Origin of the sequence: Ornithinicoccus halotolerans (assembly GCF_009602535.1) — a bacterium.
GTDB classification, from domain to species: domain Bacteria; phylum Actinomycetota; class Actinomycetes; order Actinomycetales; family Dermatophilaceae; genus Ornithinicoccus; species Ornithinicoccus halotolerans.
Genome location: NZ_WIQI01000007.1, coordinates 1 through 21,685, shown reverse-complemented (window position 1 = coordinate 21,685; position 21,685 = coordinate 1). Strand labels below are relative to the sequence as shown.

The following is a 21,685-nucleotide window of genomic DNA, read 5'->3' as shown; positions in this document are numbered from 1 at the left end:
CGCATGGAGAGAGTGCAGCGGCTGGTCGACCGGGCCGTCGACAGCCTCGCTCTGCTCGCCGGGGTGCTCATGGCCGTCCTCACCGTCGTCGTGACGGTCGGGATCGTGAGCCGGTACTTCTTCGAGCTGCCGATCCGGTCGACCAGCGAGCGGTCTGGCCTGCTGTTCGCATGGCTGGTCTTCCTCGCGGCGATCTCGGTCACGCACCACCAGGACAACATCGCCGTCACCTACTTCCGCGGCCGGCTGCCGGCCTCGCTGCAGCGCGTGAGCTCGGTGGCCGTGAAGGTGCTGATGCTCGTCTTCGCGTGCTTCATGACCTACTCGAGCATCATCCTGGCCATGGCCGTCGCGGACCAGAAGATGCCGGTCCTGCAGATCTCCACGGCGTGGCTGAACGGCTCGGTCGCGGTGGCGTTCGCGGGCATCACCCTCGTGCTGTTCCTGCAGATCGTGCTTGAGCTCTTCTTCCCACACCTGGCCAAGAAGGACGCGCAGGAGGAGAGCCTGGCAGACCAGCAGGACAGAGTGGGAGGCATCGAATGATCTGGGCGATGATCTTCGCCTTCTTCGCCCTGGTGGCGCTCGGCATGCCAGTGGCCTTCGCGATGGGCGCCTCGGCGCTGATGTACATCCTCGTGGAGGGCATCACCCTCGAGATCGTCGCGCAGCGGTTCCTCTCCAACACCCAGTCGTTCGCGTTCCTGGCGGTCCCGTTCTTCATCCTCATGGGCAACCTCATGGTCGAGGGTCAGATCGCCCAGCGGATCATCAACGTCGTGCACGCCTCGGTGCGCCAGCTGCCCGGCGGGTTGGGCTGCGTCTCGGTCGTCACCAGCATGGGTATGGCTGGTGTCTCCGGCTCCTCGGTCGCGGACGCCTCCTCCGTGGGCAGCGTGCTCATCCCGGAGATGAAGCGGAAGGGCTACAGCTCCTCCTTCTCGGCTGCGATCAACGCCTCGAGCTCGGTCGTGGGAATCATCATCCCGCCGAGCAGCACGATGATCATCATCGCGTGGCTGGCGGACCTGTCGGTGGCGAGCATGTTCCTCGCAGGCATCATCCCGGGCATCCTCATCGGGCTCTCCTACCTGGCGCTCACCATCGTGATCTCCATCCGTCGGGGCTACCCGCGTGGGGAGCGACCTTCGCTCGGGGAGTTCGTGAAGGGCGTTCGCGGAGCCTTCTGGGCCCTGTTGCTGCCCATCATGCTCATCTACGCGATCGTGGCGGGCGTGGCGACACCGACGGAGTCGGCGGCGCTAGCCGCCGTGTACGCCTTCGTCGTCGCCTTCATGGTGTACCGGACGCTGAGCTTCCGGGGCGCGGTCCGGGCGCTGAAGGAGGCCGCCTACGGCACGACGATCATCATGCTCATCGTCTGCACCTCGACGATCTTCAGTTACGTCCTCATCGCCGAGCGGGTCCCGCAGCTGCTCTCGGACGCGCTGCTGGGGATGGGCCTGGCCGACTGGAGCATCAAGCTCGCGCTCGTCCTCGTCCTCCTGGTGGCCGGCGCGGTGATGGACCTGGTGCCCAACCTGTTCATCTTCATCCCGATCTTCTTCCCCATCGCCACCGACATCGGCATGGACCCGTTGCACTTCGGGATCGTCATGCTGTGTGCCCTGGCGCTCGGGCTGTTCACGCCGCCCATCGGGACCACCTTGTTCATCTCCTGCCACCTGGCCAAGATCAGCATGGAGGAGACCATCCGCGACCTGATCCCGTACTTCCTGGTCGGTGCCGCGGTCGTCTTCCTGCTGACCTTCGTCCCTGGCCTGACGCTGTGGATACCGGGGCTGCTTGATGGGTGATGTCATCGGACGGATCAGCGCAGAGTTCCCAGCGGCGGCAGGCGGGTACCTCAACACCCCGTCGGTCGGCGTCCCACCACGCCGGACCGTCGCCGCCGTGGAGGAGGCGCTGCGACGCTGGTCGACGGCAACGGCCCACTTCGAGGAGTGGGACGAGGTGCACGCCCGGTGCCGCACCCTGATGGCCGGGCAGACGGGCGTGTCCAAGACCGACGTCGCCCTGCTGCCCTCCGTGGTCCCGGCCGTGTCCTACGTGGCGACCGCACTCGCGGCCCGCGGTGGGACGCTGGTGGCGCACCGCACCGAGTTCCGATCCCTGCTGCTACCGGCGCTGCAGGCCTTCGGGGAGGACCGGGTGCGGTGGGTCGAGGGGCCCTACACGAGTGCGACCTTCGCCGCCGCCCTCGACGCTGACGTCTCCGCCGTCGTGGTCTCCTCGGTCAGCTCCCACGACGGGGCACGCGTCGACCTCGGCTCGCTGCTCGGGGCCTGCCACGCGGTCGGGACCGAGCTGGTCATCGACGCCACCCAGTCCGCGGGAGTCGTCGGTCTCGGAGTTCCTGCCAACCAGCCCGCCGCGGTGGTGTTCGCCGGGTACAAGGGGCTGCTAGGCCCCCGCGGAGCTGCCTACGGCATCATCCGCCCGGACCTGGTCACCGCTGCGCCGGCCTTCCCCAGCCCCTACGGGATGGCGGACACGGCCGACGCGGGAACCTACGGGCCGCCGGTCCTGCCCAAGCCGGGAGCATCGGGGCTGGACCAGTCCCCGGCCTGGTTCAGCTGGGTCGGGGCCCGCGAGAGCCTGGAGCTGCTCGGCGGCACGAGCCTGGCCGACCGCGAGCGGCACACCCTCGGCCTGGCCGAGGAGCTGCGGGACCGGCTCGCGGAGGCCGGGTTCCCGGTCACCCGCGGCGACCTACCGAGCCCCGTCGTCTCGGTGCCGGTGGAGCGTGGTGAGCAGGTGCTCGCCGAGCTGGACAGCGCGGGGATCCGAGCGTCGGTCCGGCTGGGGTTCCTGCGACTGGGCTTCCACCTCTACGTCGCGCCCGAGACGGTGGCGAAGGTCGTCGACGTCCTGGTCACGCATCGGGACCGGGCCGGGTGAGTGACCTGGGTCGCGGCGCCGACACCGGCTCGCGCTACGCCGCGCTGACCTCCACCGAGCACGCCGCGGAGAGCCGGGTGGTCCTCGTGCCAGTCGGCGCGGTCGAGCAGCACGGGCCGCACCTTCCCGTCGGCACCGACATCTGGATCGCCACCGCCGTCGCGACGGAGGTGGCGACGTCCCGGGCAGACGTCCTGGTGCTCGAGCCGGTGCCGTTCGGCGTCTCCGGCCACCACATGAGCTTCGCCGGCACCGTCAGCCTGCGCCCGTCCACGTACCTGGCCCTCGTCGCCGACGTCGTGACGTCGGTCGCCAGGCACGGCGACGTGCCGGTGCTCATCAACGGGCACGGCGGGAACAGGGGCCCCCTCACGGTCGCGCTCCAAGAGCTGGTGGAGACCAACACGCGGGCGTGGGCGCTGTCGTACTTCGAGCACATCGCCGACGTGGTGCGCGAGGTGTTCCCTCGCCACGAGACCGCCGTGGGCCACGCGTGCGCGCTGGAGACCTCCGTCGTCGCGCACCTGTGGCCAGGGCTGCTGCGGGCCGAGGCGATCCCGGGGCCTGGCGCGCGCGGTGTGTGGCCTGCCCCGTTCCTCTACTCCACCGACAAGGTGGAGAGGCCCCGGCGGTTCGAGGAGCTGGACTCCAGCGGGGTGGTGGGTGAGCCAGGCCTGCAGTCCGCTGAGGCCGGCCGCCGGCTGTTCCTGGCCGCGGTGGAGCGGGTCGGTGAGGTCATCGACCGGATCCCGCGGGCTTCCCGTCCGGACCCGGCTGCTCCCGCGGCGGGGGAGTAGCGGCCGCTCCCGCCGGTCAGCTGGCGAGGACCTCGGCGAACTGCTGCGGGTCGACGTTGCCGCCGCTGAGCACCGCAACGGTGTCGCCCTGCAGGCGCAGATCCTCGCCATGGAAGAGGTAGGCCGCTGTGGTCACCGCGCCACTGGCCTCGGCGACCAGGCGGGAGCCACGGGCGAGCACCCGCATCGCCTCACGGATCTGGTCCTCGGTGACGGTGACGATGTCGTCGACGTAGCGGCGGATGTGCTCCCACGTCAGCTGGCCGACGCCCTCGGCGCGCAGACCGTCGGCCATCGTGCGGTTGGTCAGCTCCGAGGGCCACACGACGCGTTCCCCGCGACGCAGGCTCTCCGCGGCGTCGCCCGCCACCTCCGGCTCCACCCCGATGACCCGGGCCGCGGGGTGCTGTTCCTTCACCGCCGCTACCACCCCGCTGATCAGCCCGCCGCCGCTGACGGGGACCAGCACCGTTGCAACGTCGGGAAGGTCCCCGACGACCTCGAGACCCACGGTGCCCTGACCGGCGATCACGAACGGGTCGTCGTACGGCGGGACGATCGTGTAGCCGTGCTCAGCCGCGAGCTCGGCAGACCTGGTGGCCTGCTCGCTGGCCGGCACGAGCACGACCTCGGCGCCCAGCCGCTTCGTCGCCTCGAGCTTCACGGTTGGGGCAGTGTCGGGCATCACGATGACCGACCGGGCGCCATGGGAACGGGCGGCGTGGGCGACGGCTTGGGCGTGGTTGCCGCTGGAGTGCGCCACGATCCCGGCGTCCCGTTCTGCTTCGGTGAGGGACGCGACCTTGTTGGTGGCACCCCGCAGCTTGAATGCCCCGGTGGGCTGCAGGCTCTCGGGCTTGAGGAACAGCGGGGAACGTTCCTCCGCCCAGGTCGCCCGGAGCAGCGGCGTGTGGAGAGTGACTCCCCGGATGCGGTGACTGGCTTGGTGGATGTCGTCCAGGTTCACCAGCCGCATGCGGGTCATCGTAGCCAGCCGGGCGCGGAAGTCGTCGTGTCGAACGTACCCTGACGACATCCCGTGACCCCGGAGCGCGGAACGCGGTGACATCGACGGGTCTGAACCAAGGATGTGTCCATGGCGCTGTTGCTGAATGACCACCTGATGAGCGCGCCGACGGAGCTGCGCGTGCAACCGACTACCAAGCGGGCCCGTGGCCTGGCCGGCGACCGGACGGAGACGCCGAGATGACCAGTGACAGCGGCGACAACCAGATCCCGTCCCCCTCGGCGGACAGCGGCGTGCGCACCGGCAGCGCCGCGCTGTTCACGGGGTTGAGCGCCTTCCCGCTCACCCCGGTCACCGACGGCGCAGCGGGCGGGGTCGACGAGAGCGCATACACGAACCTCATCACCCGGCTCGTCGACGCCGGCGTCGACTCGGTCACTGCGCTCGGCTCGACCGGGAGCTACGCCTACCTCAACCGCGACGAGCGACGCCGCGTCGTCGAGCTGGCCGTCGCCGCCGCCGGCGACGTCCCTGTCTTCGCAGGTATCGGCTCGACCCGGACCCGCGACGTCCTCCAGCACGCTCACGACGCCCAGGCCGCCGGTGCTGCCGCCCTGCTGCTGGCGCCCGTGTCCTACCAGCCCCTCACCGAGGACGAGGTGTACGGGCTCTTCGAGGAGGCCGACGCCGCATCGTCGGTCCCGCTGGTGGTCTACGACAACCCCGGCACGACCCACGTCACCTTCACCGACGCCCTGCACGCGCGCATCGCCCAGCTTCCCCACGTGGCCTCGATCAAGATCCCGCCGGTCGACGGTGGACCAGCGGTGATCGAGCAGCGGGTCGCGGGGTTGCGCGCCACGGTCCCGGCCGACGTGACCATCGGCATCAGCGGCGACCCCGTCGCAGCCGACGCACTCAACGCGGGCTGCGACGCCTGGTACAGCGTCCTGGCCGGCACCCTCCCTGCCCCCTGCCGGGCCATCGTCTCCGCCGCGGCCGCCGGCAACGCCAGCTACGCCGTCGAGCTCTCAAACCAGCTGACGCCACTGTGGGAGCTGTTCGCCAGCTACGGCAGCTACCGCGTCGTCTCCGCGCTGGCAGAAGAGCTGCACCTGGTGGGCCACCCGAACCTGCCGCGTCCCGTCCGCGGACTCGACGAGGCAGGCCGCGGACGGCTCCGGGACGCGGTGGCGACGCTGCGCGCAGCGGGCATTCTCGACCCAACCCCGACGTAACGCGCCTGCGGCGCTGCCTCGAGCATCCCTCCTGCGTGAGGGGCCCGAGCCGGTCGGCGGGACGGCGTCGTCCTCGATGGTGCCGGAGATGGTCCACGACAGCAGGCCAGACGCCGCGGACACGACCGCGGCCCTGGTCCGGGGCCGCGCTGCTAGCGGTCTGGCCGCACGCTGCACTACCGTCCTGCCTACCTCGGGGGCCGCGGGACGGAGCAGCTGATGGTCACAACGAGCGGAGTAGCAGCCGCCGCAGGGACGCCGCGTCACGGGTTGATCCTGCCGAACCCGGCCGTGGGGGAGGACGCCGCCGCGATGGTGGCCTACGCCGTGGCGGCCGAGGAAGCGGGCTGGGACGGGGTGTTCTTGTGGGACGTGCTCATCTGGCCAGCGGCTTCCGACGCACTCGGTGCCGCGGGAGATCCGGAGCACTTCCGGCCCGAGCGGTACGAGCCACATATTGACCCGATCATCACCCTTGCCGGCATCGCCACGCGGACGGAGCGCGTCACGCTGGGGACCTGGATCGTGCCCGTCGCCCGACGCCAGCCCTGGCAGCTGGCGCGCGACCTGGCCACGCTGGACCGGCTCAGCCACGGTCGGGTGCTGCTGGGCGTCGGCCTCGGGCGTCGGGCCGAGTACGACCTCTTTGGTGAGCAGTGGGACGCCAAGCGGGTGGGCCGGCGCTACGACGAGGCCCTCGAGCTGCTCACCCGGTTCTGGAGCGGCGAGCGGGTCACCTTCCACGGCGAGTTCTATGACGTCGAGGACGTGGCCCTCCTGCCCACCCCTGCGCAGCGGCCACGCATCCCGATCCTGGTGGCGGCGTTCTGGCCCAACAAGAAGCCGGTGCGACGGGCAGCCGGCTGGGACGGGCTCATGCCCATCGTCGACCCCGACCCCGACGGCCAGGACCTGAACGACCTCGTCACCTACTACCGCGGTGAGGTGGACCACCCTGGCGACATCCTGCTCTACGTCGACGCCCAGGCCACCACCGCACGGCGCATCGCCCGCTACGGCGAGCTGGGCGTCACCTGGCTGGCATCCGACGTGATCTCGGCCCGGTGCTCACCGGAGGAGAACCTGGAGGCAATCCGCCGGGGCCCTCCGCCGTGGTAGCCCACCTGCGCTGACGCCTGGTTGAGGCGTCGGGACATCCTCCGGTGTCGTACGGGCAGTGCCACACCTCCGGTCGTGCCTCACGCGGGGGTCTTCCCGATGTCACCGGTCGGTGCTGTGCTGGGCCCATGCACGATGGCTGGGAGGTTCTGCCCGCGACCGACGAGCGGTTCGAGGACCTGGCGACGGTGATCAACCCGCGACGCAACCCGAAGCACTGCTGGTGCCTCGCCCCGCGGTTCGCCCAGCGGGAGATCCGTGACCTCGGGGGTGACTCCCGTGAGGAGGCGATGCGTGAGCTGACCCGGCGTCGCCCTCCGCCCGGCGTGCTGGCCTACCGTGACGGCGAGCCCGTCGGATGGTGCGGCATGGCGCCGCGGTCGGCGATGCCGCGGCTGGCCCGCTCGGAGGTGATGCCCGCCGTGGACGACGTGCCGGTGTGGAGCATCGTCTGCCTGGTGGTCCGCGTCGGTCACCGCCGGCAGGGTGTGACGGGCCAGCTCATCGACGGCGCCGTCGCCTACGCGGCATCCCACGGTGCGCCGGCGGTCGAGGCGTACCCGGTCGACCCGGAGGGCGGCAGGGTCGACCAGACGATGGCCTACGTGGGGACGGTGCCGATGTTTGAGCGGGTCGGCTTCCGGGTGATCGGGGAGACGAGGGCCACCAGCGCCAACCGGGTGCGCTGGGTGGTGCGCCGGGACCTGGTCCCGGACGCTGCCGCTAGCTGACCTCGAAACTGAGGCGGAACGGGCTCAGCAGACCGGGTAGCCGCTGGAGGTCCAGCGGCCGCTGCAGGCGGAGCCCGCGCTGGCGGACCAGCTCACCGAGGACGGCGCTGGCGACCAGCAGCACGAGGTTGCGGCCCGGGCACATGGCCGGGCCGGCGCTGAACGGCACCAGCGGCCAGTCGTCCTCGGTGCGCTCCCGCAGCCACAGGTCGGGTGCGAACCGGTGCGCCTCCGGGACGCGGGTCTCGTCGCGGTGGAAGAACGGCGCGAAGACCACCACGGAGGCCCCAGCCGGGAGCGTGCCGGCGGCCCACTCGGTGTCGCGGAGCGTGTCTCGCAGGACAAGCGGGGTCGTCGGCCACAGCCGCAGCGACTCGAGGATCACCGCGCGCATCCTGGGCAGGTCCGGCGGGTCGCCGGCGCTCTCCGCCTCCGCACGGGCGTCGGCCATGACCCCGCCGTCGGAGGCGAGCAGGGCCAGCGCGCGGGCGCTGGCCCAGGTGGCGGCGTCGAAGGCGAACAGCCACTGCGGCAGCTGCTGGTGTGGCTTGGTGCCGTCGGCCGCCTCCGTCACCGCGGCCAGCTGCGCCAGGCTGCCGGGCTCGGCACGGTCGATGTACCCCTGCAGCCGTTGCAGGAACCGCTCCCGGGTGCGGCGCTTGGTGGGCCGGAGGAAGGACCAGTTCGCGTCCGCGCGCAGCTGGTCCAGGTCGGAGGTGATGGGCACGTCGTCGCGGGCGGAGTCACCGAGCACCACCCGACGGATCACCCGCCAGAACATCAGGTGGAAGGCCGGCCAGTCCAGGCTGCCGGCGAAGTCGAGGTGACCGAGCAGGGCCGCGACCTCCTCCCGGACCGCGATCGTCATCGCCTCACCGTGGCTGTGGACCGTGCGGCCGGTCTGCAGCACCTCCTCGTTGAAGGGGCGGCGCTGCAGCCGCTCCTCCGGGGAGGACACCAGCACCCCGTCTGGCTGGAAGTGACCCAGCGCACCGCGCTTCTCCCGGGTGGCCGGCGAGAACTCGTCGGTCGGTGCGTGCAGGACGCGGTGGACATCGGCCGGCTCCAGCAGCAGCGTCAGGCGCCGCCCGGGCAGGCGCACCTGCACCGGTCCGGGACCGTAGCGCTCCCGTAGCCGCTGCATCTCCGTCACGGCACGGGTGTCCAAGTCCAGGCGCTCGGCCGCGTTGACAGCACCGGCGCGGCGCACGATCGGGCCCTTGGCCAGGACCGGGAGGACGACGGCTGACAGCGCGCGGACCCCGTCGGCAGCGGAGGTGGTCGGAACAGTCGGCATGGGTCCAGCCTCACAGCGGCGGCACCGCGCTGCTACCGGAGCTCGCTGACGGTGACCGAGCCGCTACCGGTCCCGGGGTGCGTGGGGCGAGGCTACGGGGCCGTGACTGGTGGCGGGGCCCGGGCGGATCACAACGGCCGCCCCGCTGCCGGCTCCGGCTCGGTGGTGGTGGGCCGGCGACGACGTCGCCTGGAGCCGGAGGCGAGGTAGGCGCCGAGCAGCACCAGTGCCGTGCCGACCAGCGACATCGGAGCGACGGGCTCATCGGCCAGACCGGCGCCGAAGAGGATCGCCACGACGGGGATCAGGTAGATGGTCACCGAGGCGCGCGACGCGCCGACCCGACCGATGAGGACGGTGAAGAAGGCGAACGCCACGCCGGTGCTCAGCGCGCCCAGGGCCACCATCGCCGCCATGCTGGCCGCCGAGGGCGTCGAGCTCAGCAGTCCGTGCAGGCCGGCCGGCGTCAGGACCGCCACGGCCACCAGCTCGGCCCGCCAGATCACCGCGAGGGCGCCGTTGCGGCTCTCCAGCGGCTCCGCGAGGTTGAACGCGACCCCGTACATCACGGTGGCCGCCAGGATCAACGTGACCCCGCCCAGCGTGGCGTGGGCCTCCAGGGCGGGCAGGTTGACCGTGACCACCCCAGCGAACCCCACGGCGAGACCGGCGACCAGTCGCCGGTCGGGCGACGTGCGGTACCAGGCCACCGCGATGAGGGCGGTGAACAGCGGCGCCGCCCCGTTGATCATCCCGGCCAGCGAGGACGGGATGGTTTGCTGGGCGATGGGGAACAGCAGGAACGGCACCGCCATCCAGACCAGCCCGAGCACGGCAACCAGCCGCCAGTCCCCGCGGTGGCGCAGCGGCCTGCGGGAGGCCGGCAGGAGCGAGAGGGCCGCCGCCCCGAAGACCAGCCGCAGCCAGGCGACCGTGGCCGGAGGCAGGTCGGTGAGGCCGATCTTGATGAGGAAGAACGAGCCGCCCCACATCAGCGCGGCCGCGGCCAGCAGCATCCAGTCCCGGGCAGCGAAGGCCGCAGTAGTCGAACGAGGCGAGGTCACAGCTCATGATCGGCCGCCGGGCAGGCCAGGACAACCGGCGCTGGGTTCGGCGAGCCAGCACCGCCCGGCCACTGCTCTTGACCGCGTCCCGCCCGAGATGAGTACGGTGGCCCGGCCTCACGGGCGCTCTGGGGTGCGCGTTTGCATGCGCCCCCGCACATCACCCAAGGTGGAGGTGTCCGAAGAGACGTGTGCGGACCTGCCCCGAGCGGTGGGGGCGTAGGCGTCGCCCCGGCGAGCGCCGGGGGACCGCACCCCAGAGGAGGACACCCAATGCTTAGCGTGACCGAGAACGCCCAGACCCTCGTCGAGGGTCTTGCCACCGAGGCCGGCCTCGCCGACAACGGCGGCCTGCGCATCGCGATGGCCGAGGACCAGACCCAGCTCGAGGTCAGCCTCGCGCCGGAGCCGCAGCCGGGCGACCAGGTGGTCGACGCCGGCCAGTCCAAGGTCTTCGTGGCCGAGGACACCGCCCCGGCGCTGGAGAACCAGACCCTCGACGCCACCCAGACCGAGCAGGGTGTCGGCTTCACGCTGACCCCGCAGCAGGAGGCCACCTCCTGAGCGGATCCCGCTCGGTCGCACCAGACTGACAGTCAGTCGGCGCCCGTCACCCGCTGGGGTGGCGGGCGTCGCTGCGTGTGCCACCGGTCCGCCTCGAGCCCGCTCCGGTCATGGGCCCTGCCGGCAGGCACTGGCCGCAGCCTGGCCACACCGCCACCTAGTGTGAGGCCTGGTGGAGTCGGACTCTGAGCGCGAGCTGCAGCAGCAGCGCCGCACCGGCGACTCCGAGCGCCAGCGTGAGGAAGGCCCCCGCATAGCCCGTCGTGCCGATGACCCAGCCGAGCGCGACCGCGCCGAGTCCGAGGCCGCCGTCATAGGCCATGTTCCACACGGTGCTGGCGGTGCCGGTCCGCGTAGGGCCGAGGCGCTGCACGGTCGCGACGAAGGAGTCGTTCTGGCCGGCGCCGAAGGCTGCGCCCAGCAGTGCTGCGCCGAGCAGAAGCAGCGATGGTGAGGCTCGGACGGCCTCGGATGTCAGACCCAGTCCTGCTGCCGCGAGCAGCGCCGAGGGGACCAGCAGCCGGCCAGGTGCGATCCGGTCACCGAGGATGCCCGCCCCCAGGCGCCCCAGGACCAGCGCACCTGAGGCGACCAGGAGGGCCAGCGACACCTGCCTGGCGCTCGGCCCGGAGATCGGCAGGAAGGTGGTCGCCGCCCCGAACGAGACGGCGGTGAGCACGAAGATCCCTACCGGTGTGGCGATCCGCCGCACGTCGGCGAGGGTGACGAGCCGGAACGCACCGCGTGCCTGTCGGGGTAGCCCAACGGCGAGCGCTGCGCCAAGCAGGCATGCCACGCCTGCTCCCCAGAACACGAGGGGGAACCCCCACGTCTCGGCGATCCAGACCCCTCCCGGCAGCGCCCCGAGGTTGGGAAGTGCCGCCGCAGTGCCGTACAGGGACGCCGAGGACGACAGCCGTCCGGCTTCGGCAAGGTCGGCCACGAGCGTGGCTCCGGACAACACCACCAGCGCGAACCCGACGCCTCGGACAACGGTGATCATCATGATCCAGCTGATGTCCGCCGAGACGATGTACAGCGGCGTCGGGGCGCCGAGCAGGACCGCGCCGATCACCATCATCTGGCCAAGGCGGAGCAGCTTGAACACCACCACTGCGCCCAGCTGGGTGACGATCGTCGCCCCCATCATCACCCCGGTCGTGCTGCCGACGGCCAGGCTGGCCGCACCGCCGACGGAGGCCCACATCGGGACTACCGCGAGCAGCGCCGCGTAGTTGACGAACGCCAGGAAGGTCACCACCAGCAGGACAGCCAGGTGCCGGCTGGGAGAGCCTTCGCGCTGGCTTCTCCGGGACCGCGCCGTGGAGGAGGTGCTCATGTCTCCCACTGTCGGTCCGCGAGCGGTATCGTGTCCAACAATGAAAACTCATCCAGTGCATCACGAACCGCGATACAGGGCGGCGGCGCGCTGATGGACACCCGCCTGCTCCGGAGCTTCGTCGCCGTGGCGCGGGCCTCCAGCTTCACCGACGCCGCACTGGAGCTGGGGTACACCCAGTCCACCGTGACCGGCCACGTGCAGAAGCTGGAGCGTCAGCTCGGGGTCCGGCTGCTGGACCGTCTGCCCGGCGGTGTTCGGGTGACCGACGCCGGTGCCCGCCTCATCCCCGATGCCGAGGAGATCCTGGCCACCGAGGAGCGGCTCACGACGGTCAACCGGCAAGGCCGTGGCGAGCTCGCCGGGACGGTCCGCGTGATGGCCCCGGAGTCACTGTGCACGTATCGGCTCCCTGCGGTGGTCAGCGCGCTCCGGGACACCGCTCCGACAGTGGACGTCTGGCTCACACCGGGAGGCATCGACCAGACCCTCGACGCGGTCAAACGAGGCAACGTTGACCTCGCCCTGACGATGGAACCCGGGCTGCCGGTCTCAGACCTCGAGGCCGAACGACTCGGCAACGAGCCCCTGGTCCTCGTCACCAGCGCGGCCGAGCGCCCCGGGGCCAGGCTCTCCTGGGCTGACCTCGCCCGGCGTGACGCACTGCTGATCGAAGAGGGGTGCGGCTACAGCGACGACGTTGCCGCCAGGCTGAGCGGCACCGGTCAACCGACCGGACGTCGCTCCCACTTCGGCAGCATCGAGGCCATCAAACGATGCGTCGCCGTCGGCCTGGGCTGGACGGCCCTCCCGGCGATCGCCGCCAGTGACCAGATCGAGTCCGGCGCCCTCCGCCTCCTGGAGGGCCCGCCCCTGCCTGACTGTGAGGTCCACACCCTCACCCATCCCCGCCGCTACCGCAGCCCGGCGGTCGCCGTCGTGCTCGACCAGCTCCGGCAGACCTGGAACCCACGCTCGCGCTGAACGTCGCTGCCCACCATCCCGTCCGCCCGGGAGAGCTGGCCCGGCGCCGATGCACGCGAGCGCGCAGCCACGCCCAGTACCCTGGCCGCGCGTGGAGGTCGTCCGGTGCAGGAAGAGCGGAAGGGCGCGGCGTGTCGATCGAGGGTGAGATCCGGCCGGGAGTCGCCGGGGCGTGGGACCGGTTCGTCGGCCCCGGACAGTCCAGGGTCGAAGCGGCGGGGACGGCCGCGGCCGTGCTCGCGGGGGCGCTGTGGGGACATCACGGGCTCGATGACGGTGCCCCGGTGCACCGCCGGGTGCTCCTGCAGCTGGCCGCGGTCGACCTGTGGGGTGGTGCCTTCGTCAACAACACCCCAAGCTGTGTGCGCTGGTACGAACGGCCCGGGCAAGGGTTCGGCGAGCACGTGGGGTTCGCTGCCGCGCACCTGCTGCATGCCGGCCTGGTCGGCCACGTCGACGCGACCGAGGGCCACCGCAGCGGGAGGTCGTCGTTGCGCTGGGTGCTCGGCCACTACGCGTGGCTGCTCGGCGCCACAGCGGTGGTGGCCGCGGCCCCTCGCCGCGCGCGGCTGCCACTGGCCATCGGCGCGACCGCAGCCGGGCTCGGCCTGGACCGGGCCCTCGGTCGCTCGACTGCCGCGCCGTGGTTCGCGCCGGTCTTCTACAGCAAGCTCCTGGTGGGCCATGCTGCCGGCAGCGTCTGGAACTGGAGGTCAAGGGGCGGGCGAACCACCCGCTAGCCGCTGGCGCAGCCCGCTGGCCCGCCGCACCTGCCGCTCGACCGCCGCGCGCACCACTGCCTCGCTGCCCACGAGCGTCACCCGGTCCCGGGCCCGCGTGACCGCGGTGTAGAGCAGCTCCCGCGTCAGCAGGGCCGAGTCCTCGTCGGGGAGGAGCACGGTCACCTCGCGGGCCTGGCTGCCCTGGGCCTTGTGGATCGTCATCGCGTGCATGGTGTCCACGTCACCGAGCCTGCTGACCGCCAGCTCCCGGCGCCCGTCGGTGCCGGCGATCACCGCGCGCGGCCTGCCGTCCTTCCCGAGCACGACTACGCCGGTGTCGCCGTTGAACAGCCCCAGCGCGTAGTCGTTGGCCGTGACCAGCAACGGCCGGCCCGGGTACATCGGCTCCCACAGCGGGTCCCCGGTCACCTCGGTGACCCACTGCTCGACCCGGCGGTTCCAGGTGCGCACGCCGTACGGGCCGTCCCGGTGGGCACACAGCAGCCGGTGCTCCTCCAGCGCGGCCATCGCCGCGTCGTCGTCCCCGGTCAGGGCCGCCTCCCGCAGCGCGAGCGCCTGCCGGGTCAGCGGACCGCGCAGGTAGTCGCCGGGCTCGGCCTCCTCGACGAACCGCACCTGCGGCGGGCTCGCCGCGCTCGCGCTGCTGGCCGGGTCGGAGCCGCGCAGCACCGCGAGCACCTGGTCCGCGTCGCCGTCGCGCAGCGCCTGGGCCAGGGCACCGATCTGCTCGCCGTACCGGTGCACCGTCCGCAGCCGCGCCACCGCGGTGCCGGCGCTGTCCCGGGGCTCCTCCGGCGCCTCGGGCTGGCCGCCCTCGGTCACGCCGGCCACCAGGTCGGCCAGCACCGCGCCGGCGTCGACGGAGACGAGCTGGTCGGGGTCGCCGACCAGCAGCAGCCGCGTCTGCGGGCGCACCGCCTCCAGCAGCCGGGCGGTCAGCGTCAGCGACATCATCGAGCTCTCGTCGACCACGACGACGTCGTGGGGCAGCCGGTTCTCCCGGCCGTGCCGGAACCGGGTCCCGCCGCCCGGCCGCCACCCCAGCAGCCGGTGGATCGTGGCGGCGTGCACCTGCCGCAGCGGCTCGGCGGCCCGGCGCTGCGCGTCGGTGAGGGGCCCCGCCAGCAGTTCGTCCAGCGCCTCGGTCACCGCCTCCTGCAGCCGGGCGGCGGCCTTGCCGGTCGGCGCGGCCAGCGCCACCCGCAGCGGCCGCGCCGAGGGGCCTGCCTCGTGCTGCTGGGCCAGCAGCGCCAGCACCCGCGCCACCGTGGTGGTCTTGCCGGTGCCCGGGCCGCCGGTGAGCACCGTGGTCCACGACCGCACCGCCGTCACCGCCGCCTCCCGCTGCTCGGCGTACCCCTCGCCGGGGAAGACGCTGCCCAGCGCCTCGGCCAGCAGCTCCTCGTGCACCGGCGGCGGGTCCTGCCCCGCCCGTGCGGTCAGGTCGGCGGCGACCGCGACCTCCTGGTGGTGGTACCGCTGCAGGTAGACCAGCCCGAGCTCCACCACCAGCGCGCGCTGCGCGGCGAGCGTGCTGGCGGCGACCCGCTGCAGCCACCCGTCGGGCTCCGGCCAGTCCAGGTCGGGCGCGAGCTCGGGAACCCGCGCCAGGTCGACGCACACCGAGCCCTCGCGGACCGCGCGGGTGGCGAGCGCAGCCGCGACCACGACGTCCTCGTCCTTCTCGTGGCCGAGCCGCGCCAGCGTGCGGGCCACGTGCACGTCGGCAGCGGTGATGACCCCGGCCCCGTTCAGCTCGGCCAGCCGGCCCCCGGCGGAGCGGGCGAGCCGGCGGTCGTGCTCACTGGTGGGTTCGAAGAGCTGTGCGGTCACGCCCGCCTCCCGTCCAGCAGGTCCGAGACCGCCTGCACCAGGGCGACCGGCGGCCGCCACGAGAACACCCCGCACGGGTGCCCGTCGACGACCGGGGTGTCCGGCCCGCACATGCCGCGCAGGTAGAGGTACAGGACTCCACCCAGGTGCCGGGCCGGGTCGTAGCCGCGTAGCCGCCACCGCAGGAACCGGTGGGCCACCACCGCGTAGAGCAGCGCCTGCAGCGGGTAGCTGGAGTGGCCCATCGCCTGCGCGAGCGCCTCGGGCCGGTAGGCCGCGGCGGTCAGCGGCTGCTCCGGCGCACCCAGCCAGTTGGTCTTGTAGTCCACGACCAGGTAGCGGCCGCCGGTGCGCAGCACCGCGTCGACGGAGCCGGTGAGGTAGCCGCGCAGCGGCTGCTCGCCCAGCTCCGGGCGGGCGAGCGCCTCGGCCCAGCCGCGCACCGGGTCGCCCTCGGGCAGCTGCGTCAGCAGCAGCGGCCGCAGGTCACCGAGCGTGACCGCCTCGGCCGGGTAGCCGGTGTCGTCCCCGCCGGCCAGCGGCAGCTCGAAGTCGAGCTCGGACAGCCGGTCGGCGGTGCCGACCTGCCGCAGCGTTGCCCCCTTGGCCAGCGGCCCCAGCGGCGTCTCACAGGCCGCGACCAGGGCGCCGGCGAGGCGCTCGGTGCCGCCCTCGCCCAGGTCGACCGGCCAGCGCAGCAGCTGCTCGCGGACCTGCTCGGCCAGCTCGGCGTGCAGGTCCGGTGCCTGCGGGTCGGCGTGCTCGAGCACGGCGTGCACCAGCGACCCGAACGTCGCCCCGACCGGCAGGTCGGCCATGGGGGAGGGCACCTCCAGCCCGGGCAGTCCCAGCCCGGGCAGGGTGTCGTCCTCCAGCGGCTCGGGCGCGTCCGGCTCGTCCTCGCGCGGGACCACCTCCGGCTCGCTGCCGACGCCACCGGGGGAGTCGGCAGCGGCCCCGCTGGCGGCCGCGACCGCCTCGGCCGGGGAGCTGAGCGCGGTGTAGGAGGTGCGGCGCCAGGCCGTGTCCACGGTCCGGGCGAAACGGCGGACCGCCAGCTCGGTCGTCGGCGCGGGCACCTGCACCTGCGGCGGTGTCGCGTCCTCGACGAACTCGATGTGCGCCCCGGGCCGCGGCTGCTTGCCGGAGCCGCAGGACCAGCGCGCCAGGGTGCGCACGACGTCCTCGTCGGAGGGCAGCCGGAAGGCGTCGGGGACGGTGGCCTCACCCGGGCCGCGACCCAGCAGCATCCGGTGCCAGGCGGAGGCGGGGGTGTTGTTGCCCGGTGCCCACCAGGCGACCACCTGGGACTGGGCGCGGGTCAGCGCCACGTAGAGCAGCCGCAGGCTCTCCCCGGCGTCCTCGTGCTGGTGGGCACGCACCGACTCCGCCCAGTGCGGGGCGCCCGGCCCGCCGACGTCGAGGGTGCGTACCCGCTCCGGCGGCGGGGAGTGGAAGAGCGGGATGTCCGGCTGCTTCGGCACCCACCGGTCGGCCAGGAACGGCAGGTAGACGACCGGGTACTGCAGCCCCTTGCTGCCGTGGATGGTGACCAGCTGCACCGCCGAGGCGTCGCTGTCCAGCCGGCGGGTGCGGGCGCTGGCACCCGGCGGGGCGTCCTCGGCCATCTGCGCGCGCAGCCAGTCGGTCAGCCCGAGCAGGCCCATCCCGCCCTGCTGGCCGGTGCCGGCCTCGTGCAGCAGCTGCCCCACGTGCCGCAGGTCGGTCAGGTGGCGCTCCCCGGCCACGGTGCCCAGCACCCGCTCCGGCAGCCCGTGGATGATGGCGTGCTCCAGCACCGCGGCGACCCCGCGCCGCTCGCACACCACGGCCAGGTCGCGCAGCCGGGTGGCCAGCGCGTCGCTGAGCTCCTCGCCGCCGCTGTCGAGGTCGACGGGGGTGTAGCCGACCAGGGAGGTCAGCGCGGTCGCCCGGGTACGGGTGGAGCGGTGCGGCGCGGCCAGCGCCTCCAGCAGGGTGAGCCACTCGGTCGCGGCCAGGGTGTGGAAGACGCTGCCCCCGCCGGCCACCACCGACGGCAGCCCCACCTCGGCGAGCTCGCGCTGCATGAGCGCCAGGTCCTTGCCCTTGTGCGCCAGCACCGCCACCTGGTTGGGCCGTAGCGGCCGGCCGCACCAGGTCGCGTCGCTGGCCACCAGCGTGGCGATGTCGCACGCGGCGTCCCGCGCCAGCACCTCCCGCACCCGGCCGACGGTGGCGGTGCGGGTGCCCTTCACGCCCAGCCGCGCCCGCGGCACCACCCGCAGCCGCAGCGGCTGCGGCGAGGGGGCCGCGTCCAGCCGGGAGCCCTCGTGGCGGGCGATGACCGGGTGCACGCAGATGCCCGGGTCGCCGAGCGCGGCGCCCTGCAGCAGCGCCTGCAGGGAGTCCACCAGCGGGGCGTCGCTGCGGTGGTTGGTGCCGAGCGTCATCGTGGTGCCGGCGGTCGCGGCGGCCTTGAGGTAGGTGACGACGTCGCCGCCGCGGAAGGCGTAGATCGCCTGCTTCGGGTCGCCGATGAGCACCATCGTGGCGTGGCCGGTGAACGCCCGGTCCAGCACCTGCCACTGCACCGGGTCGGTGTCCTGGAACTCGTCGACGAGGACCACCCGCCAGCGGCGCCGCATCCGCTCTCGCGCCGGTGAGACGGCGCCGGCCGGCGCCTCCAGCGCCTGCGCCAGCTGGGTCAGCAGGTCCTGGTAGTGCAGCACGCCGAGCCGCCGTTTGCGCCGGTCCAGCTCGGCCCGCACCGCCTGCCCGAACCGTGCCCGCCGGTCGGCCGGGCTGCCCCGTTCGGCGTCGGTGGGCGCCAGCTCGGCGTGGGAGTCGTCGACCGCCTTGCGCGCGATCCGCAGCGCCTCACCGCGGCTGAACGCCGGCGGCTCGGCGCTGCCCGCGAACCCGCGCAGGTAGGTGTCGTCGACCACCTCGACCAGCAGGTCGTCGAGGTCCTCCACGAGGGTGGCGCCGGCGTCGGTGTCACCGGCCACGCCGAGCGAGCGCAGCACCAGCTGGCAGAACTGGTGCGTCGTGGCGATGGTCGCCGCGTCGAAGCCGGTGAGCGCCTCCCGCAGCCGGGCCAGCCGGCGGGTCCGCTCCTCCTCGGGCGCGTCCAGCAGCAGCCGCTGCAGGTCGTCCAGGCCGCTCAGGTCGGGGGTGCCGTCGGCCCGGCGCGGCGGGTGCAGCAGCAGCCGCTCGGCCGCCACCAGCGCCTCGCGCACCCGGGCCCGCAGCTCCTGGCTGGCGGCCCGGCCGAACGTCACCACCAGCATCTCGGGCAGGGTGGCCTCGCCCTCGGCGACGTACCGGGTCACCAGGGCCGCGATCGTCCAGGTCTTGCCGGTGCCGGCGCTGGCCTCCAGCAGCGTGGTGCCGGTGGGCAGCGGGTCGGTGATCGCGAACGTCGCCGGCGACGGCGTCGGGGCGCCCGGGACGGTCGCGGTCGAGGTGCTGGTCCCGGCGCTGGCCTGGGTGCTGGGCTCGGCGCTCACCGCAGCCGCACCTTGCGCTCCGGGCCGGACAGCACCGGCTCCCAGACCCGCCGGGCGAGCTGGCCCAGCCGGGTCCGCTCGCCGGGGAACCACTGCTCGTCCTCCCGTGCCTGGGCCCGCAGCAGCGCGGCGAACGGCACCGCGCCCCCGTGCAGCCGCACGTGCGCCGGGTCCTGCTGCTCACCGGGGATTGCGCCCTCCCGGTCGGCGGTCTCCCACCGCCAGCGGGCGCGGCCGAGCGGGTCGGGGTCGTGGGCCGTGACCGCCTCGGCGAAGGCCAGCCCGGTCTCCACCGGCAGCGGCAGCGGCTCCCGCATCCCGCGGTCGAGCAGGTCGACCAGCGCGCGCAGGTGCTCCCGGGCCTGCTCCGGGTCGACCGGGCCGTGGGTGATGTGGGCCTGGTAGCGGCCGTCACGCCCGAGCAGGTGCGAGGTCCAGTCCCGACCGGGGTGCCCGGCGGTGAGCGCGAGCAGGGTCACCCAGGAGGTGAGCCGCTGCTTGGCGCGGACGGAGGAGTAGGTGACGGTCACCGACCGGTCCTCGACCAGCGCCGGCACGGTGCCGACCAGCCGGCGTCCGTCGCCGAGGTCGATGTCGAGGTCCACGGCGTGCCGGGCGCCCTCCCGCAGCGGCGCGGCGTGGCCGGCGAGCGTCTCGACGACCCCGCACACGTCGTCCAGCACCTGACCGGCCAGCGCGCCCGGGGGCAGCAGCCCGCGCGCCAGCTCGGCCTCCCGGCACACCGCCAGCTCCTGCCCGGCGAGCACGTCGCGCAGCAGCCGGTCACCGACCGCCCACTTGTCCAGCCCGCCCAGCTCGATGGGGATGCCCTCACCGGCCTGCTCGGCGACCTCGGGCAGCAGCACCCCCAGCCGGCGGGCCAGGAAGGTGCGTGCCGGGTGCACCAGGAACCGGGTCAGGTCGGTGAGCGGCACCGTCTCCTCGGCCACGGCGGGCAGCGGCTCGGCGCCGACCGCGGTCACCGGTCGGCGCGGTGCCGCCGCGGCCCGCGCACCCAGCAGCGACGGCCGGTCGAACGAGAACGGCTGCGGCTGCGCGCCCGCTGCCGGCTGGACCAGCGCGCCGGGGGTGAGATTGCGCCGGTCGAAAGGCTGCAGCGGGTGCCGCACGACCACCGACCCGGGCCCGCCGTCCGGCCCGGGCGGCAGCGTCGCGGTCGTCTCGACCGCGTCGACCAGCTCACCGAGCGGTACGGCCGGGGGCCGCTCGCCGCCGGTGACCTCGTCGGCGCCGGTGTAGGTCACCACCAGCGTCTCCCGCGCCGCCATCACGGCGTCCAGCAGCAGCTGCCGGTCCTCGCTGCGCGGGTCGCGCTCGCCGGTGACCGGCGTGCGGGCGAGCACGTCGTCGCCGTCGACCGTCATCGCGCGCGGGAACCCCCCGTCGTCCAGCCCCACCAGGCACACCACCCGGTGCGGCACCGAGCGCATCGGCACCAGCGTGCACACCGTCAGCGTCCCGGTGCGGAAGTTCGCCCGCGTGGGCCGCCCGCCCAGCCGGTCCTCGAGCACCGCCGCGACGTCGCTGAGCCGCAGCACCGTGGGGGCGGGCGTGAGAGCACCAGTGGTGACCCCGCCGCTCCCGGCTGCCGCGGCACCGGCGGCTGCGGTCGCGGCGTGCTCGCGAAGCCGCGCCAGCTCGCGCTCCAGCTGGGAGACCTGCCAGGCGTCCCGGGCGGGCACGTCGGCCAGCGCCAGCACCCCGTCGTGCAGGGCGTCGGCCCACTGCCCGCCGGTGCGGCACTCGCGCAACCGGTGCAGCGCGGTGCCGAGCCGGTCGACCAGCTCGGCCATCCGGCCGGCCAGGTCCACGTCGCCGGAGTCCAGGTCGTCCAGCGCGAGCGAGCCACCCAGCCCGGAGACCTCGGTGCCGTCCAGCGCCGCGCCGGTGAGGATCCGGTCCAGGCCGAACCGCCAGGTGTTCTGCGCGGTGGCGATCCGGTAGTCGTCGCGGTGGTCCTGGTCCAGCCCCCAGCGGATCACCGCGTCCTCGACCCAGCCGGCGAGCCGCTCCAGGTCCTCCTCGTCCAGCCCGAACCGCCAGCGCACCGGGTGGCTGCGCGCCAGGTCGAGCACCTCGCTGGCCGTCACCCGGCCGCCGGCCAGCCGCACCAGGTCGGCGGCCACGGCCAGCAGCGGGTTGGTGAACCGCGGCGCCCGGTCGGCCAGCCGCACCCGCAGCCGGTGCGCGGGGTGGCCATCGGCCTCCTCGGCCACCACGTCCCCCAGCCCGAACCCGGCGTGCACCAGTGGCGCGTACGCCTCGATGTCGGGGCACATCACCAGGATGTCGCGTGGCTCCAGCGTCGGGTCGTCGCTGAGCAGCCCGGCGAGCACCTCGCGCAGCACCTCGACCTGCCGGGCGGGACCGTGGCAGGCGTGCACCTGCACGCTGCGGTCGCCGGGGGCGACCTGGCGGGCGGCCTGCTCCGCCTCGGACGGTGTCTCGTCGCGGCGGACGTCGTGCTGCAGCCAGCCCAGCAGTGTCGGGGTAGCGGCCGGCTGGCCCGGCGTACCGCTCGCCGCTCCCGGCTCGGGCGAGGGCGCCGCGACCGCCTCGGTGGCGGTGGCCAGCG

Annotated in this window: 17 protein-coding genes; 10 read left to right on the top strand and 7 right to left on the bottom strand. The window is 73.6% G+C overall.

Features of this window, described 5'->3' with window-relative positions:
- The first annotated feature begins 3 nt into the window (after positions 1 to 3).
- Genes GFJ45_RS02980 through GFJ45_RS02965 form a run of 4 tightly spaced genes read left to right on the top strand, consistent with a single transcriptional unit; the run spans position 4 to position 3,719 of the window.
- Positions 4 to 546, top strand: coding sequence for a TRAP transporter small permease (locus tag GFJ45_RS02980; protein WP_153393996.1), 543 nt, complete (start codon positions 4 to 6; stop codon positions 544 to 546).
- The gene (locus GFJ45_RS02975) at positions 543 to 1,817 is read left to right on the top strand and encodes a TRAP transporter large permease (protein ID WP_153393994.1); all 1,275 of its coding nucleotides are present in this window, start codon (positions 543 to 545) and stop codon (positions 1,815 to 1,817) included. Before GFJ45_RS02980 ends, GFJ45_RS02975 begins: the two co-directional genes overlap by 4 nt.
- Positions 1,810 to 2,922 carry an aminotransferase class V-fold PLP-dependent enzyme gene (locus GFJ45_RS02970; RefSeq protein ID WP_153393992.1) on the top strand — a complete coding sequence of 371 codons (1,113 nt, stop codon included), beginning with the start codon at positions 1,810 to 1,812 and terminating at the stop codon, positions 2,920 to 2,922. Before GFJ45_RS02975 ends, GFJ45_RS02970 begins: the two co-directional genes overlap by 8 nt.
- On the top strand, positions 2,919 to 3,719 hold the full coding sequence (locus GFJ45_RS02965; protein ID WP_153393990.1) for a creatininase family protein: 801 nt from the start codon (positions 2,919 to 2,921) through the stop codon (positions 3,717 to 3,719). Before GFJ45_RS02970 ends, GFJ45_RS02965 begins: the two co-directional genes overlap by 4 nt.
- Positions 3,720 to 3,735: 16 nt before the next feature.
- Here the strand turns inward: GFJ45_RS02965 and GFJ45_RS02960 are convergent, their stop codons facing one another.
- Positions 3,736 to 4,695, bottom strand: a complete 960-nt coding sequence (locus GFJ45_RS02960; RefSeq protein ID WP_153393988.1) for a threonine ammonia-lyase — start codon at positions 4,693 to 4,695, stop codon at positions 3,736 to 3,738.
- A 230-nt stretch (positions 4,696 to 4,925) separates the two neighbouring features.
- Here GFJ45_RS02960 and GFJ45_RS02955 point away from each other — a divergent pair, with 230 nt between their 5' ends.
- The 3 genes from GFJ45_RS02955 (at position 4,926) to GFJ45_RS02945 (ending at position 7,774) form a co-directional block, all read left to right on the top strand.
- On the top strand, positions 4,926 to 5,924 hold the full coding sequence (locus tag GFJ45_RS02955; RefSeq protein ID WP_323368704.1) for a dihydrodipicolinate synthase family protein: 999 nt from the start codon (positions 4,926 to 4,928) through the stop codon (positions 5,922 to 5,924).
- Positions 5,925 to 6,143: 219 nt separating this feature from the next.
- Positions 6,144 to 7,043 (top strand): LLM class flavin-dependent oxidoreductase, encoded by a 900-nt coding sequence (locus GFJ45_RS02950; protein WP_153393986.1) that lies wholly within the window; start codon positions 6,144 to 6,146, stop codon positions 7,041 to 7,043.
- A gap of 128 nt (positions 7,044 to 7,171) precedes the next feature.
- Positions 7,172 to 7,774, top strand: coding sequence for a GNAT family N-acetyltransferase (locus tag GFJ45_RS02945; RefSeq protein ID WP_153393984.1), 603 nt, complete (start codon positions 7,172 to 7,174; stop codon positions 7,772 to 7,774).
- Here GFJ45_RS02945 and GFJ45_RS02940 read toward each other — a convergent pair.
- Positions 7,767 to 9,071, bottom strand: coding sequence for a cytochrome P450 (locus GFJ45_RS02940; protein ID WP_153393982.1), 1,305 nt, complete (start codon positions 9,069 to 9,071; stop codon positions 7,767 to 7,769). The genes GFJ45_RS02945 and GFJ45_RS02940 overlap by 8 nt on opposite strands.
- Positions 9,072 to 9,199: 128 nt before the next feature.
- A complete protein-coding gene (locus GFJ45_RS02935; protein WP_228386398.1) occupies positions 9,200 to 10,087 on the bottom strand; it encodes a DMT family transporter in 888 nt (295 codons plus the stop codon).
- 321 nt (positions 10,088 to 10,408) lie between these two features.
- On the opposite strand from GFJ45_RS02935, the gene GFJ45_RS02930 reads away from it, so the two are divergent.
- A complete protein-coding gene (locus GFJ45_RS02930; protein ID WP_153393978.1) occupies positions 10,409 to 10,699 on the top strand; it encodes a Fe-S cluster assembly protein HesB in 291 nt (96 codons plus the stop codon).
- 157 nt (positions 10,700 to 10,856) lie between these two features.
- Here the strand turns inward: GFJ45_RS02930 and GFJ45_RS02925 are convergent, their stop codons facing one another.
- Complete coding sequence (locus tag GFJ45_RS02925; protein WP_153393976.1) at positions 10,857 to 11,957, bottom strand: MFS transporter; 1,101 nt, start codon at positions 11,955 to 11,957, stop codon at positions 10,857 to 10,859.
- Between the two features lie 174 nt (positions 11,958 to 12,131).
- Here GFJ45_RS02925 and GFJ45_RS02920 point away from each other — a divergent pair, with 174 nt between their 5' ends.
- Together GFJ45_RS02920 and GFJ45_RS02915 are read left to right on the top strand one after the other, a co-directional pair.
- Entirely contained in the window at positions 12,132 to 13,022 is an 891-nt protein-coding gene (locus GFJ45_RS02920; RefSeq protein ID WP_153393974.1) for a LysR family transcriptional regulator, read from the top strand.
- A gap of 131 nt (positions 13,023 to 13,153) precedes the next feature.
- Complete coding sequence (locus GFJ45_RS02915) at positions 13,154 to 13,762, top strand: hypothetical protein (RefSeq protein WP_153393972.1); 609 nt, start codon at positions 13,154 to 13,156, stop codon at positions 13,760 to 13,762.
- On the opposite strand, the gene recD is transcribed toward GFJ45_RS02915, so the two are convergent.
- The 3 genes from recD to recC form a co-directional block, all read right to left on the bottom strand.
- Positions 13,736 to 15,598, bottom strand: a complete 1,863-nt coding sequence (recD, locus tag GFJ45_RS02910) for an exodeoxyribonuclease V subunit alpha (RefSeq protein ID WP_153393970.1) — start codon at positions 15,596 to 15,598, stop codon at positions 13,736 to 13,738. The genes GFJ45_RS02915 and recD overlap by 27 nt on opposite strands.
- Positions 15,595 to 19,089, bottom strand: coding sequence for a UvrD-helicase domain-containing protein (locus tag GFJ45_RS02905; RefSeq protein ID WP_153393968.1), 3,495 nt, complete (start codon positions 19,087 to 19,089; stop codon positions 15,595 to 15,597). Before GFJ45_RS02905 ends, recD begins: the two co-directional genes overlap by 4 nt.
- Positions 19,086 to 21,685: exodeoxyribonuclease V subunit gamma (gene recC, locus GFJ45_RS02900; RefSeq protein ID WP_194288484.1), on the bottom strand; the 2,600-nt coding region annotated here is incomplete at its 5' end. The genes recC and GFJ45_RS02905, both read right to left, overlap by 4 nt.